This window comes from Actinoallomurus sp. CA-150999, from assembly GCF_050942425.1.
In the GTDB taxonomy this organism is placed as follows: domain Bacteria; phylum Actinomycetota; class Actinomycetes; order Streptosporangiales; family Streptosporangiaceae; genus Actinoallomurus.
This window is the reverse complement of record NZ_CP192063.1, coordinates 6,080,992-6,095,560: the sequence shown is the minus strand read 5'-3', so window position 1 is coordinate 6,095,560 and position 14,569 is coordinate 6,080,992. Positions and strand designations below refer to the sequence as shown.

Below are 14,569 nucleotides of genomic sequence, written 5' to 3'. Positions count from 1 at the left end.
TCACTCTCCAAGGGAGGGGGCGGAGCCCGGAGACCTGCGCAGCCGCAGGGTGAGCACCTGGAACGGGCGGAGCGTCAGCGGAATCGCGCCGTCGCCCATCGCCGTGACCGAACCGGGCAGTGGCCGCTCCAGCAGGTCGGTGACCGCCACACCGGCGACCGGGAACGACGCGCGCAGGTGAGTGCTCGCCCGGCCGCCCAGCGACTCGTACAGCCGGACGACCACGTCGCCGGACCGGTCGTCGGCGAGCTTGACCGCCTCGACCGCGACGGCGTCCCCGTCGACGCGAACGAGCGGCTCCGGGGGAGCGCCGGTGCCGGTGGTGACGCGTAGCGGCAGGTTCAGGGCGTACCCGCCGCCCACGGCATCGGCGACGGTCGCGCCGGGCAGCAGCGTGTACGTCATCCGGTGCCGCCCCTGGTCGGCGTCGGGGTCGGGGCAGCGCGGCGCGCGGACGAGGCTGAGCCGGGCGGTCGTGGTCGTGCCGCCGTCGGGCCGGGTGGCGCGGGTGACGTCATGCCCGTACGTGGAGTCGTTCAGCAACGCGACGCCGTACCCGGATTCGGCGACGTGGAGCCAGCGGTGCCCGGCGACCTCGAACCGGGCGACGTCCCAGCTGGTGTTGGTGTGCGTGGGCCGGAACACGTGCCCGAACTGGATCTCGGCGGCGGAGCGGTCCGCGTGTACGTCGAGCGGGAACGCCGCCTTGAGGATCTTCTCCCGCTCGTGCCAGTCGATCTCGGTGTCGATCCGCACGCCGGGGCTGCCCGCGGTGACGGTGACGGTCTGGGTCACCGCCGACTCGCCGAACGTCCGCGTGACCCGCACGGCGGCGACCAGCGGTCCGCGCTCCACGGCGACGACGGCGTCCACGCCGGTCAGGTCGGTGTGCCGCCGCCGGTAGTGGCGGTCGATGTCCCAGGCGTCCCAGTGGTTCGGGAGGTCGGTGTGCAGTTGCAGCAGGTTGCCGTGGGCGCCGGGGGCGAGCACCTCGCGGCCGGCCGTCAGGTCGTACACCGAGGCGAGCAGGCCGTCCTCGTCGATCGCCACCCTGATCAGGCCGTTGTCGAGCACGTGCCCGCCGCCGGCGGCCGACACCGTGACCGGCGCGGGCGCCGATTCGGCGCCGAGCCGGGCGATGCCCGAGGCCGGGATCGCGGTGAAGACGGCCGTCGACCCGTCGGCCAGGACCTGCGCGTCCGGACCGGTGGCGAGGGCGGCCGGAACGGTCACCACCTCGGCGCGGTCGCGCGGGCTCGTGTTGAACACCCATCCACCCAGCCCGCCGTCGGACGGTTCCTCTCTGGCCACGGCGGCCACGGCGTCCTGGATGATCGTTTCGAGGTCGGCGCGGACCCGCGCGTACGTGGCCTCCGCCTCGCGGTGCACCCAGGCGATCGAGCTGCCCGGCAGGATGTCGTGGAACTGGTTCAGCAGCACGATCTTCCACAGCCGGTCGAGCTCGTCGTACGGGTAGGGCGACCCGGCGATGATCGCGGCGGTCGCCGACCACAGCTCCGCCTCCCGGAGCAGGTGCTCGCTGCGCCGGTTGCCGGCCTTGGTCCGGGCCTGGCTGGTGTACGTGGCGCGGTGCAGTTCCAGGTACAGCTCGCCGGACCAGACGGGCGCGTCGGGGTACTCGGCGCGGGCGGCGGCGAAGAAGTCGTTCGGGTCCTCGATCACGACCTTCGGAGAGCCTTCGAGGTCGCGTAGCCGCCGGGCCTTCTCCAGCATCTCCCGGGTCGGGCCGCCCCCGCCGTCGCCGTGCCCGAACGGCAGCAGCGACCGCGTGCCGCCGCCCTTGTCGGCGTAGTTGCGCACGGCGTGCGCGAGTTCCTTGGCCTCGAACGTGCCGTTGTAGGTGTCGGCGGGCGGGAAGTGGGTGAAGATCCGGGTGCCGTCGATGCCCTCCCACCAGAACGTGTGGTGCGGGAACTTGTTGGTCTGGTTCCAGGAGATCTTCTGAGTGAGGAACCACTCGTTGCCGGCGAGCACGGCCAGCTGTGGGTACGCCGCGGTGTAGCCGAACGAGTCGGGCAGCCACACGCCCCGGGTCTCCACCCCGAACTCCTCGAGGAAGAACCGCTTGCCGTGGATCAGCTGGCGGGCCAGGGCCTCACCGCCGGGCAGGTTGCCGTCGGCCTCGACCCACATGCCGCCGACCGGCACCCACTGGCCGGCCTTGATCGCATCCCGGATGCGCTCGAAGACCTCCGGGTGGTGTTCCTTGACCCAGGCGTACTGCTGGGCCTGGGAGCAGGAGAACACGAACTCCGGATAGTCACGCGCCAGCGCGGTGACGTTGGCGAAGGTCCGGCCGGTCTTGCGCTTCGTCTCCCGGATCGGCCATAGCCACGCGCTGTCGATGTGCGCGTGCCCGGTCGCCGAGACGGTGTGCGCGCTCGCGTGCGCGGGCCGGGCCAGCACGTCCGCCAGGTGGGTACGGGCGCGGGCCGCGGTGCCGGCGACGTCGTGGATGTCGAGCTCGTCCAGCATCCGCTCGAGGGCCCGCAGGATCTCGTGGCGGCGCGGGTCGTCGGTGGACAGTTCGCGCATGAGCCCGGCAAGGACCTCGGTGTCGAGGCGCAGGTGCCAGACGTCCTCGTCGAGGACGGCCAGGTCGGCGGCGGCGAACCGGTAGAGCGGCTCGTCTCCGGCGGTGGCCTTGTCGCCCAGCGGCGTGGGCGTGAAGCCGTTCGCCAGGATGTCGGGGTTGGCGGCCATCTCCAGCAGGAGGCCGGCCTGCTCGCCGCCGGACGCCGAGGCGGCGACCGGGACGTACTGGTTCATCGGTTCGAGGCCCTTGATCGGCCGGCCGGTCAGGTCGTACACCAGCGCCTCGGCCTGGTTGCCGGGCCAGTCGCCGACGAAGCCGAGGTCGAACACCGCCTCCACGCGGCGTCCGGCCCATTCGGCGGGCACAGTGCCGGTGGCGCGCAGCCAGCTGGTGGACCAGGGCCGGCCCCAGCTGGTGCCGGCCTGGAACGGGGCGTACGTCGCGGTGAGCGCCTCGGCGACCGGCACCGGCTCGCCCGGGACGTGCCAGATCTCCAGCGCCATCGGCAGCCGGGCGGCGTACGTGGCGGGGACGATGCGTTCGCGCAGGACGCGGTCGATCCGGTCCTCGACCTGCCGGCGGTCGTCGTGCATCAGCGGGCTCCCGTCGAGCGCAGGTAGGCGAGTTGCGGGAAGTGGTCTTCGTACCGCTCCAGGAGGCGGCGGGCGACGGCGACGGAGTCGACGAGCGGGTGGGTCGCGAGGGCGCGCAGCGCCGCCGAGCGCGACCCGGTGGTCGCGGCCTCGAGCATCGCGCGTTCGACCGCCTTCACCGAGGTGACCAGGCCGAGCTGGTGGTCGGCGAGGGGCGCGCAGGCGACGGGGCGGGCGCCGTTGGCGTCGACGAGGCAGGGCACCTCGACCACGGCGTCGTCGTCGAGGCCGGGCAGGGCCCCGCGACCTCGGACGTTGAGGATGAGCGTGGTGCGCTCGTCCTGCGCGATGGCGCGCATGATCGCGAGCGCGACCTTCTCGTACCCGCCGGACTCCAGGTCGCACGACTCGCGCTCGCCCGCCCCGGCGGCCTCGCGGTTCTCGGCCATGTAGGTGGTCTCGCGGGCCAGCCGGGTGGCGTCCCAGGCCTCCAGCGCGGACCCGGGGGTGTCCGCGGTGCGGGCGTAGAAGTCGCGCTGCTGGTGCAGGACGAGGGCGCCACGAGTCTTGGGCGCCTCGCGGGCCGCGGCGACGGCGTCCCGGTCGAAGTAGTAATAGTGCAGGTACTCGTTGGGGACGGCGCCGATGGCGCGCAGCCACTCCCCGCCGAACAGTCGCCCCTCCTCGAAGGAGGCCAGCGCGGCGTCGTCGGCCAGGAGGCTCGGCAGCACGTCGCGGCCGTCGACGCGGACCGCGCGCAGCCAGCCGAGGTGGTTGAGGCCCGCGTAGTCGAACCAGACGCTCTCCGGCTCGACACCGAGCGCGGCGGCGACGCGGCGGCCGAGGCCGACCGGGGAGTCGCAGATGCCGATGACGCGGTCGCCGAGGTGGCGGGACATCGCCTCGGTGACGGTGCCGGCCGGGTTGGTGAAGTTGATGACCCAGGCGTCCGGGGCGCGCTCGGCGACGCGGCGGGCGATGTCGACCGCGACCGGGATCGTGCGCAGACCGTACGCGATGCCGCCCGCGCCCACGGTCTCCTGGCCGAGGACACCCTCCTCGAGCGCCAGCCGCTCGTCGGCCGCGCGGCCCGCGAGCCCGCCGACGCGGATCGCGGAGAACACGAAGTCCGCACCGGTCAGAGCCTCGTCGAGGTCGGTGGTGACGGTGACGCGCGGCGGGTCGGAGAAGCCAGCGGCCTGCTCGGCGAGGACCTGGCGAATCACGGCCGTACGGGCCGGGTCGAGGTCGTGCAGGACGACGTCGGTGACGCGTCCCTTCCCCTCATCGGCCAGCAGCGCCCGGTACACCAGCGGCACGCGGAACCCGCCGCCGCCGAGAATGGTCAGTCTCATATTTCGATCACCTCAACGTCGGCTTCGCGCAGGACTGCGGCCGTCGCCGGATCGGCGGGGGCGTTCGTCACCACGATGTCGAGGTCCGCGGGTCCGCAGACCTTGGCCATGCCCTTGCCGGGGAACTTGCCGACGTCGGCGACCAGGATGACCTGGTCGCTCACCGCGAGCATGGCGCGTTTCACCGGGACCTCGATCACGGTGGTGTCCATGACGTGACCGGTCGGGCGTACGCCGCTGGCGCCCAGGATGAGCCGGTCGGCATGGAGTTGCCGGATGTTGTCCTCGGTCATGAATCCCACCAGCGACCGGTACTCCCGCCGGAGCATGCCGCCGAGCAGCATCAGCTGGATGTCCGGCTCGTCCTCGAGCTCTTCGGCGACGGCGAGGCTGCTGGTGATGACGGTGAGGGAGCGGCCGCGCAGCTGACGGGCGACCCGGTGCGCGGTGGTGCCGATGTCGATCAGGACGGTCTCGTCGTCCTTGATCAGTTCTGCGCAGCGTTTCGCGACCGCGTCCTTCTCGCCAGGGTGAACGGCGGCCACGTCGAGGAACGGATCGTCGCGGTCATCGGTGGGTACCGCGCCGCCGTGGACCCGCCGCAGCAGGCCGTCCTCATCCAGTTGGACCAGGTCACGGCGGATGGTGGCCTGGCTGGTATCCAGCCGGGCGGCGAGATCCTCGACGGTGGCGGCGCCGTCTGTGCGCAGGATGCGCAGGATCAGCTCGTGCCGTTGATCCCTAAGCATGAGAGCACTGTAGTGCGTACTCGCGCAAAAGTGAAAATTTTCATTCAAACTCTTGCGCGTTTCTGCGCAGTTCGCCACGATGCTGCGTATTCGCAACCCCGTACCCCCACTTCAAGGTCATTTCGATGGGTGACTCCGGCATTGCGCGAACGGATCGTGCCGCGCGAACGAACACCGCTCTCCCCGCGGACGGTGTCGACGTCTTCGTCTCCGGGCTGCTGTTCCACGACCTGGTGCTGACCGGCCTGGACCGGCCGCCCAAGCCGGGCACGGAGACGTGGACCACCGGCATGGGCGCGGGCCCCGGCGGCATCGCCAACTTCGCGGTCACGCTCGCTCGCCTAGGCCTGCGTGTCGGGATGGCGGCGGCGTTCGGCGATGACCGGTACGGCCGGGACTGCTGGGAGACCCTCGAGGCCGAAGGGGTCGACCTGTCCTGGTCCCGGCGCTTCGCCGACTGGACCACGTCCGTGACGGTGTCGCTCGCCTACGACGGCGATCGCGCCCTCGTCAGCCATGGCACGACACCGCCGGACCTGCCGGTCGCCCCACCGCCGGCCCGCGCGACCGTACTGCACGTCGGGCCCGAGCCGATCCCCTGGCTCGACGGCGCAGACCTGGGTCTGATCTTCGCCGACCTCGGCTGGGACCCGTCCGGGCAGTGGGCCCCGGACGTCCTGGTCCGGCTCGCCCGCTACCACGCCTTCCTGCCCAACGAATGGGAGGCGATGGCCTACACCCGCACCGACAACCCCGAGGCCGCCGTCGCACGGCTGGCCGAGTTCGTCCCGCTCGCCGTCGTCACCCGCGGCGCCGACGGTGTGATCGCCATCGACGGAACCACCGGCGAGACCGCGTCGGTGACCGGGCTCCCCGTCGACGCGGTGGACCCGACCGGGGCGGGCGACGTGTTCGGCGCGAGCCTCGTCGCCGCCACGCTCGCCGGCTGGCCGCTCGCCGACCGGCTGCGCTTCGCCAACCTGTCCGCCGCGCTGTCCCTCCAGCGGCCCGGCGGCTCCCTGTCCGCGCCCGGCTGGACCGGCGTCGCCGCCTGGTGGCGTTCCACCCGCTCCTCGTCCGGCGACCCGCGGATCCTCCGTGACTACGCGTTCCTCTCCGACGTCATCCCACCCCTCGAAGGGCCATGAAGATGGAACTCACCCGCAGAAGACTGCTCCAGGCCGGCCTGCTCACCGGCGCGGGACTCGCCGCGAGCGCCTGTGGAAGCGGCTCCGGTACCGGCTCGGCCAGCCTGGCCGGCAAGAAGATGGCCGTCTGGGTCTGGGACGGCTGCATCAGCCCGAACGTCCTCAAGCAGGCCGTCGCCCACTTCACCCAGACCAAGGTGACCCCGTCCGTCATCGGAGGGGATTTCAAGCAGAAGCTGGTCACCACGATGACCAGCCGCGCGTTCCTGCCGTCGATCACCGGCGTCAAGGGCGAGGACATCGCGTCCTTCAAGGGCAACTACGCCGACCAGTTCGTCGACCTCAACACCCTCGGCGCCGGCAAGGTCACCTCGCAGTACGTGGGGTGGAAGCTCAAGCAGGCCACGACCAAGGACGGCAAGCTGCTCGGCCTGCCCATCGACATCGGCCCCTGCGCGCTGTTCTACCGGCACGACGTCTTCGCCAAGGCCGGGCTGCCGACCGAGCCGGGCGAGGTGTACGCCGCCGCGTCCACGTGGGACGACTACTTCGCGCTCGGGGTGAAGCTCAAGAAGGCCGACCCGAAGGCCTTCATGATCGACGACGGCACCTCGCCGTTCACGTACACGGTCCAGCAGGGCACGAAGCGGTTCATCGACGAGAACAACCACTTCATCGGCGACCAGGACCATATCCGCACGGCCTGGGACCGGTCGATCAAGGCTCTGCAGCTCGGCATCGTGCAGCCCTTCGCCGATCCGGGCAGCACCGACTCGAACGCGGCGTACAACAACGGCACGGTCGCCAGCTCGGTCGGCGCCGCCTGGCACTACCTCGACCTGGTGCAGGCCGCTCCCAAGACCTCGGGCAAGTGGCGGGTGGCGACGATGCCGGGCGGGCCGGCCAACTTCGGCGGCTCGTTCCTGGCCATCCCGGCGCAGGGCGGCGACCACAAGCTGGCCTTCGAGGTCATCACCTGGCTGCTCAACCCGCAGAACGAGGCGCAGACCTGGGTCGACAACGGCAACTTCCCCGCCAACACGGGAAGCTACACGCTGCCCACGATGACCGCGCCCGTCCCGTTCTTCGGCGGCCAGAAGGCGATCGAGATCTTCGCGCCCGCAGCACAGAAGATCCAGGCCCAGTATGAGGCGCCGGCCGACGCCGCGGTCTCCGACCCGTTCCAGTCGGAGCTGAAGAACGTCTGGGCCAAGCACAAGGATCCGGAGAAGGCCTGGTCGGACGCGGTGAGCACCGCGAAGCAGGTCGCCCAGCGCGAGGGCGTGAACTAGATGGCCGCTACGCGAGCCGTCACCAAGGGACCGGGCCGGAAGGGGGCGCTGCGGACCTTCTGGCCGCAGTACCTCGCGATCTCGCCGTTCTACGTGCTGTTCGCGGTGTTCATGCTGGGCCCCGTGCTGTTCTCGCTCTACCTGGCGTTCCAGAAGTGGAACGGCCTGGGGCCCATGCAGTTCGTCGGACTGCAGAACTTCCGGTTCCTGGTCAAGGACAGCCTCTTCTGGCAGTCGCTGAGCAACACGTTCGCCATCTGGTTCCTGTCGACCGTGCCGATGCTGATGCTCGCGATGGTCCTCGCGGCCATGCTGAACTCGGCGGTGCGGCTCGGCGGCTTCTACCGGATCGCGTACTTCATTCCCAACGTGACCTCGCTCGTGGCCGTCGCCATCTTCTTCGGCTCCGTGTTCGCCAACCAGGTCGGTCTGATCAACGACGTCCTCCGGTGGCTGCACATCGCGCCCGTCGGCTGGCTGACCGGCAGCTTCACGATCAAGCTGGTCATCGCGTCGCTGATCACCTGGCAGTGGACGGGCTACAACGCGATCATCTATCTGGCCGGCATGCAGGCGATCGACTCCGAGCTGTACGAGGCCGCCCGCATCGACGGCGCCGGGCCGGTGCAGTGCTTCCGGCGCATCACGATCCCGCAGCTGCGGCCGATCATCCTGTTCACGGTCATCATGTCGGCCATCGGCAGCATGCAGACCTTCACCGAGCCGCAGGTGCTGTTCGGCAGCACCGACGCGACCAACCCCGACACCGGCGGTCCCGGCCACGCGGGCCTGACCACGGTTCTGTACCTGTACCGCGAGGCGTTCGACTTCAACCAGTACGGGTACGGTGCCGCGATCGCCTGGGCGCTGTTCCTCGTCATCCTGCTGTTCACCGCGATCAACTGGCGCGTGGTGGCCCGAAGGAGAACACCGTGAGCCATGCCGTGAGAGACAAGAGCGTCCCCGTGGTCGGGACCTCGGACCTGGCCCGCCGGGCGAACCAGCGGGCCGGGGTGGCACGGCGGGTCAAGAGAGCCGCCCTGCACCTGGTGCTGATCGTCGGCGTGCTGGTGTCGATGTTCCCGTTCTACTGGACGGCGGTGATGGCCACCAACACCACCGAGGACATGTACCGCAACCCGCCGGCGCTGGTCCCCGGGACGCACCTGTGGCACAACATCCATCGGGTCTTCCAGACGATCGACTTCTTCGGCTCGCTGCTCAACACGGTCATCGTGGCCGTCGCGACGACCGCCCTGGTGCTCTTCATCGACTCGCTGGCGGCGTTCACGTTCGCGAAGTTCGAGTTCCCAGGGAACCGGATCCTGTTCCGGCTCCTGCTGCTGACGCTCATGCTGCCGGCCCAGCTCTCCCTCATCCCGCGCTTCGTGCTCATGGTGCAGCTGCACTGGGCGGGGACGCTGAACTCGCTGATCTTCCCCGGGGTGGCCAACGCCTTCGGCATCTTCTGGATGCGCCAGTACATCCAGAGCGCCGTCCCGGACGAACTGCTCCAGGCCGCACGCCTCGACGGCTGCGGGTTCCTGCGGCAGTACTGGCACGTCGCGCTGCCCGCCGTCCGGTCCGCCCTGGCCTTCCTCGGCATCTACACGTTCATCCAGGCCTGGAACGACTACGCCTGGCCGCTGATCGCGATGATCAACCCGAAGAAGGTCACGCTGCAGGTGGCACTGGCCCAGCTCAACACCGCCCACCACACCGACTACAGCATGGTGATGGCCGGGACGTTCCTCGCCGTCCTGCCGCTCGTCGTGGTGTTCATCCTGTTCGCCCGGCAGTTCATCCGCGATGTCATGAAGGGGGCCCTGCGTGGTTGAGCGCCCCTGGGCCTCACCGGAACTCACCGGATGGCGGCGGCTGCCGATGCACTCCCTGCGGAGGCCCGCCGCCGTACGGCTGGACGGGCGCTGGCGGTTTCAGCTCCTGCCCTCGCCCGAGGCGGAGGTGACGGCCGAGTGGGGAGAGGCCGAGGTGCCGGGCTGCTGGACGATGGGCGGTACCGGCGACCTGCCGCAGTACACCAACTTCCGGATGCCGTGGCCGGACCTGCCCCCACACCCGCCGGCGGCCAACCCGACCGGCGTGTACGAACGCGAGGTCACCGTTCCCGCCGACTGGGCCGGGCGACGGATCGTCCTGCACGTCGGAGCGGCCGAGAGCGTCCTCATCGCCCAGGTCGGCGGGGTCACCGCCGGGATCGGCAAGGACTCGCACCTGGCAAGCGAGTTCGACGTCACCGACCTGGTCCGGCCGGGGGAGACCACCACCGTCCGGCTCACCGTCGTGAAGTGGTCCGACGCGACCTTCATCGAGGACCAGGACCAGTGGTGGCACGGCGGCATCACCCGCCCGGTCCTCCTCTACTCCACCGACCCGCTGTACCTCTCAGACGTACGGGTCACCGCCCATCGCGGCGGGCACCTGCGGGTGGACGTCGACGTACGGTCCTCGTATCTTTCCCGACCCGCATGCCCCGACCAACCGACCCCGACCGACCTCCCGGCCCACCCCGACCGACCTCCCGGGCACGGCCCGCTGCCCGGTGGATGGCGGGTCTCCGCGACCCTGGGCGGGGTCGACCTGGGCGTGGACACGGCGTACGGCGCGCTGCTCGCCGAGCGCGACCAGATCTCCGCCTGGCAGGGCCGAGTCCGGTTGCGCAGGACCATACCGGGCGTCCGCCCCTGGTCGGCCGAGCTTCCCACGCTGTACGACCTGGTCGTGCGGGTGCACGACGCCGAGGGAACCGTCACCGACGAGACCACGCTGCGCGTCGGCTTCCGCGACGTCGAGGTCCGCGGCCGCGACCTGCTCGTCAACGGCGAGCGCGTCTACATTCGCGGCGTCAACCGGCACGACTTCCACCCGCGGACCGGCCGCGTGGTGTCCCCGGAGGACATGCGCGCCGACCTGGTGACCATGAAACGCTTCGGGTTCAACGCGATCCGCACCTCGCACTACCCGAACGACCCGGTGCTGCTCGACCTCGCCGACGAACTCGGCCTGTACGTGGTGGACGAGGCGAACGTCGAGAGCCACGCGTACGCGCGGGAGATCTGCGACGACCCGGCCTACCTGCCCGCCTTCGTCGACCGCGTGTCGCGGATGGCGCGGCGGGACGTGAACCACGCCAGCGTCATCGTCTGGTCGCTCGGCAACGAGAGCGACTACGGCGTCAACCACGACGCCGCCGCCGGCTGGCTGCGGGCCTTCGACCCGACGCGGCCCGTCCAGTACGAAGGCGCCATCAAGTACGACTTCGACGGCGGTCCGATCAGCGACATCGTCTGCCCGATGTACGCCTCCATCGAGGAGATCACCGCCTACGCCCGCTCCGGACGGCAGGATCGGCCGCTGATCCTGTGCGAGTACTCCCACGCGATGGGCAACAGCAACGGGACCCTCGCCGACTACTGGGCGGCCATCGAGTCCACGCCCGGCCTGCAGGGCGGCTTCATCTGGGAGTTCTGGGACCACGGCCTGCTCCAGCGCATCGACGACGGTATGCCGGCCCCGGAAGGCACGTACGCCGACGGGGTGGCCGGACCGGGGTACCGGTGGGCGTACGGCGGCGACTTCGGCGACGAGCCGAACGACGGGAACTTCTGCGCCGACGGCGTCGTCTTTCCCGATCGCACACCGAAACCGGCGATGTACGAGCACCGCGAGCTCGCCGCTCCGGTCCGCCTGACGGACGACGGCGGCGTGATCCGGGTGCACAATCGCCAGCATTTCCGGGACCTGTCCTGGCTGGCCGCCGAGTGGCTCCTCGACGCCGACGGAGCGGCCGTCCGGACGGCGCCCGCCGAGCTGCCGGACATCCGGCCCGGCGGATCGGCGCTCCTCACGCCGCCCGCGGCGCTCATCGGCCACCTGCCCGGTGACGGCGAGCTCTGGCTCACCCTGCGGGTGACGGTGCGCGACGACCAGCCGTGGGCGGCGGCCGGCACCACGCTGTGCCTGCCGCAGATTCGCCTGCGCACCGAACGGCGGGACCTGCCGCTTCGGACGAGGGGCACGGTGGGCGGCCCTCCGATCGAGGTCGACCACGACGGGCTGCTCGTCCACCCGCTGCTCGCCGCGCCACCGACGCTCAGCCTGTGGCGGGCGCCCACGGACAACGACCGGCTCGCCGGGCTCGGCGCCCGCTGGGCGGATCAGGGGCTGCCGGAACTCGTCCGCGTGCCGGTCGACGTGGTACGCGACGGCGACCGGATCACCGTTCACGCGCGCTACCTCGGCGGACTGGTCGTCCACGAGCAGTCGTTCACGCCGATCGCGGACGGGATCCTGGTCGAGGAGACCGCCGTGCTCGGCGACGCGCTGACCGACGTCGCGCGGGTCGGCACGGTCTTCGAGACCATCGCCGGGTTCGAACGCGTCTCGTGGTACGGGCAGGGGCCCTGGGAGACCTACGCCGACCGGTGCGCCGGCGGCCCGGTCGGCTCCCACCAGGCCGCGGTCGACGACCTGTTCACTCCGTACCTGCGGCCGCAGGAGAGCGGCGGCCGGCACGGAGTCCGCCGGTTCACGCTCACCGGACCCGCGCACACGCTGCGGGTTCGGCTCGACAGGCCACGCCAGGTGAGTCTCACCCGGTACCGCGCGGCCGACCTCGCGGCGGCGACCCACCACGACGAGCTGGTGCCACGGCCGGAGTGCGTCGTGCACCTCGACGCCGCGCACCGTGGCCTCGGCACGGCGTCCTGCGGTCCCGACACCCTGCCCGCCTTCCTGGTGGGACCGGGCACCCACCGATGGTCCTGGACTCTGGAGACGACGTGACGGCGAATCGAACCATCCGGGTGGCCAGTGCCCCCGTGAACTTCGGCATCTACCGGTCGAACACCACCCTCGGCCCGGAGGAACTGCTGGCGAGCATGACCGACCACGGCTACGACGGCACCGACTCCGGCCCGATCGGCTACCTCGGCGCCGGGCCGGGGCTGGGCGACCGGCTCGCCCGGCACGGGCTCGCGCTGGCCGGCGGCTGGGTCGACCTGCGGTACGGCGACGCCGACAGGTTCGACGAGGACCTCGAAAAACTCCGCCACGCCCTGAAGTGGTTCAACTCCGCGCCGGTGGACGACCCGTGGTTCGCGCCGCGCCCGACCCTTGCCTGCCCCAGCAACCCGGAGCGGTTCGCCCACCCCGGCACCCCCGTACGGCCCGGCGTGCCCGACGCGAAGTGGCCGGCGTTCGCGGCCCGTGTGCAGCGCGCCGCCGACGCCTGCCGGGCGGCCGGCCTGGAGCCCGCCTTCCACCAGCACCTCGGCACCGACGTGGAGACCTACGAGGAGGTCGAGCGCCTGCTCGAGCTCACCGACGTGGGGATCTGCCTCGACACCGGCCACCTCATGCTGGCCGGCGGGGACCCGTTCCAGGCGCTGCAGGCGTGGGCGGGCCGGATCACGCAGGTGCACGTCAAGGACGCCCGCCACGATCTGCACGAGCAGGCCCGCGCGGACGAGGCGGACCTGACGGAGCTGGTGCGCCGCGGCGGCTTCTGCGCGCTGGGCGAGGGCGACCTCGACGTGCCCGCGTTCGCCCACGCGCTCAAGGACGCCGGGTACACCGGCTGGGTCGTCATCGAACAGGACGCGCCCGCCACCGGCCAGGACCTGGACACCATCCTCGCCGACCAGCGCGCCAACCGGGAGCTGCTGCGGAAGGCCGGGCTGTGAGGGTCAAAATCGCCGTCGCGGGTCTCGGTGTCATCGCGCAGACCGTGCACCTGCCGCTGCTGGAGCGGCTCCGTGACCGGTTCGAACTGACCGCGGTCTGCGACCTGTCGCCCTCGCTCACCGAACGAACGGCCGACCGGTACGGCGTGCCCGGCCGGTACACCGACATCGAGACGATGCTGGCGGCGGGCGGGTTCGACGCGGTCGCGCTGCTCACCTCCGGCTCGCACGGACCGGCCGCCGCCTCCGCACTCCGGCACGGCTACTTCGTGCTGTGCGAGAAGCCGCTGGCCTACACCCGGGCCGAGGCCGCGGAGCTCGCCGCGCTCGACGGCGGGCCGGCGCCGAAGCTGATGGTCGGCTACATGAAGCAGTACGATCCGGCGGTCGCGCGCGTCGTCGCGGCGAACGCCGCCGCCGAGGCGCAGGCGATCCAGGTGACCGTGCTGCATCCGAGCGACGGCGCGCAGCTGGCGTTCGCCCGGCTGCCCGCACCGCCGCAGGACGTGCCCGCGGACACCCTCGCCGCCCTGCGAACCGCCGACGACGCCCTGCTACGGGCCGCCGTCGGCGACGTCCCGGCAGCGGCCCGCAGGCTCTACACGACGACGCTGAACAGCATCAGCCACGACCTGTCGCTCCTGCGCCTGCTGGCCGGCGGGGTCGCCACCATCGACCACGTCGCGCTCTGGCCCAACCACCGCGAACGACAGGCCGCCGCCGGGCGGTCCATCGAGCTGGCCGGGACGCTGGGCACGGGCGGCCGGTACACGATCCACTGGCACTTCCTGGCGGACTACCCGGCCTACCGGGAGACGGTGGCGATCCACCACGCCACCGGATCGGCCGAGCTGGTCTTCCCGACGCCGTACCTGCTCGGCGCACCCACCCGGCTCACCATCGTCGAGGGCGACGGTGGAGCCGAACGGCGCACGGAGTACGCCGATGTGACGCCGTCGTTCGAGAACGAACTGCTCGCCTTCCACACCATGGTCACCGAGGGCGTGCCGCCGCTCACCGGGGTCGCCGGGGCGGCCGAGGACATCGTCACGGCACAGCTGGCCGTACGCCACCTGGCGGGGACCGCCACGGGCGGCGAGGCCGCGGAGCCGCCCCCGCCGCGGTGATCCTTGCCGACCGCCGTGGGTCGGCCGCGCGTCCGCGAGCGCT

At 71.4% G+C, this 14,569-nt stretch carries 10 protein-coding genes; 7 read left to right on the top strand and 3 right to left on the bottom strand.

Annotated features, from left to right (window positions below):
• Genes ACQP2O_RS28260 through ACQP2O_RS28250 form a run of 3 tightly spaced genes read right to left on the bottom strand, consistent with a single transcriptional unit; the run spans position 1 to position 5,254 of the window.
• Complete coding sequence (locus ACQP2O_RS28260) at positions 1 to 3,150, bottom strand: alpha-mannosidase (protein ID WP_433170176.1); 3,150 nt, start codon at positions 3,148 to 3,150, stop codon at positions 1 to 3.
• Positions 3,150 to 4,505, bottom strand: a complete 1,356-nt coding sequence (locus tag ACQP2O_RS28255) for a 6-phospho-beta-glucosidase (protein ID WP_433170174.1) — start codon at positions 4,503 to 4,505, stop codon at positions 3,150 to 3,152. Before ACQP2O_RS28255 ends, ACQP2O_RS28260 begins: the two co-directional genes overlap by 1 nt.
• Positions 4,502 to 5,254: a DeoR/GlpR family DNA-binding transcription regulator gene (locus ACQP2O_RS28250; RefSeq protein ID WP_433170172.1), complete on the bottom strand. Its 753-nt coding sequence runs from the start codon at positions 5,252 to 5,254 to the stop codon at positions 4,502 to 4,504. The genes ACQP2O_RS28255 and ACQP2O_RS28250 overlap by 4 nt, the downstream gene beginning before the upstream one ends.
• Positions 5,255 to 5,379: 125 nt before the next feature.
• Here ACQP2O_RS28250 and ACQP2O_RS28245 point away from each other — a divergent pair, with 125 nt between their 5' ends.
• The 7 genes from ACQP2O_RS28245 to ACQP2O_RS28215 are packed head-to-tail and all read left to right on the top strand — an operon-like array spanning position 5,380 to position 14,526.
• Positions 5,380 to 6,402, top strand: a complete 1,023-nt coding sequence (locus ACQP2O_RS28245) for a carbohydrate kinase family protein (RefSeq protein WP_433170170.1) — start codon at positions 5,380 to 5,382, stop codon at positions 6,400 to 6,402.
• Positions 6,399 to 7,694, top strand: a complete 1,296-nt coding sequence (locus ACQP2O_RS28240) for an extracellular solute-binding protein (RefSeq protein WP_433170168.1) — start codon at positions 6,399 to 6,401, stop codon at positions 7,692 to 7,694. Before ACQP2O_RS28245 ends, ACQP2O_RS28240 begins: the two co-directional genes overlap by 4 nt.
• Positions 7,695 to 8,630 (top strand): carbohydrate ABC transporter permease, encoded by a 936-nt coding sequence (locus ACQP2O_RS28235; RefSeq protein ID WP_433170166.1) that lies wholly within the window; start codon positions 7,695 to 7,697, stop codon positions 8,628 to 8,630. It abuts the gene before it with no gap.
• On the top strand, positions 8,627 to 9,532 hold the full coding sequence (locus ACQP2O_RS28230; RefSeq protein ID WP_433170164.1) for a carbohydrate ABC transporter permease: 906 nt from the start codon (positions 8,627 to 8,629) through the stop codon (positions 9,530 to 9,532). The genes ACQP2O_RS28235 and ACQP2O_RS28230 overlap by 4 nt, the downstream gene beginning before the upstream one ends.
• Positions 9,525 to 12,500, top strand: a complete 2,976-nt coding sequence (locus tag ACQP2O_RS28225; protein WP_433170162.1) for a glycoside hydrolase family 2 TIM barrel-domain containing protein — start codon at positions 9,525 to 9,527, stop codon at positions 12,498 to 12,500. The genes ACQP2O_RS28230 and ACQP2O_RS28225 overlap by 8 nt, the downstream gene beginning before the upstream one ends.
• The gene (locus tag ACQP2O_RS28220; RefSeq protein ID WP_433170160.1) at positions 12,497 to 13,399 is read left to right on the top strand and encodes a sugar phosphate isomerase/epimerase family protein; all 903 of its coding nucleotides are present in this window, start codon (positions 12,497 to 12,499) and stop codon (positions 13,397 to 13,399) included. Before ACQP2O_RS28225 ends, ACQP2O_RS28220 begins: the two co-directional genes overlap by 4 nt.
• A complete protein-coding gene (locus ACQP2O_RS28215) occupies positions 13,396 to 14,526 on the top strand; it encodes a Gfo/Idh/MocA family protein (protein WP_433170158.1) in 1,131 nt (376 codons plus the stop codon). Before ACQP2O_RS28220 ends, ACQP2O_RS28215 begins: the two co-directional genes overlap by 4 nt.
• Positions 14,527 to 14,569 lie beyond the last annotated feature (43 nt).

Excerpts from the sequence above, each read along its gene's own strand:
- ACQP2O_RS28260 (WP_433170176.1), bottom strand. The coding sequence starts at position 3,150 with ATGCACGACGACCGCCGGCAGGTCGAGGACCGGATCGACCGCGTCCTG.
- ACQP2O_RS28255 (WP_433170174.1), bottom strand. The coding sequence starts at position 4,505 with ATGAGACTGACCATTCTCGGCGGCGGCGGGTTCCGCGTGCCGCTGGTG.
- ACQP2O_RS28250 (WP_433170172.1), bottom strand. The coding sequence starts at position 5,254 with ATGCTTAGGGATCAACGGCACGAGCTGATCCTGCGCATCCTGCGCACA.
- ACQP2O_RS28245 (WP_433170170.1), top strand. The coding sequence starts at position 5,380 with ATGGGTGACTCCGGCATTGCGCGAACGGATCGTGCCGCGCGAACGAAC.
- ACQP2O_RS28240 (WP_433170168.1), top strand. The coding sequence starts at position 6,399 with ATGAAGATGGAACTCACCCGCAGAAGACTGCTCCAGGCCGGCCTGCTC.
- ACQP2O_RS28235 (WP_433170166.1), top strand. The coding sequence starts at position 7,695 with ATGGCCGCTACGCGAGCCGTCACCAAGGGACCGGGCCGGAAGGGGGCG.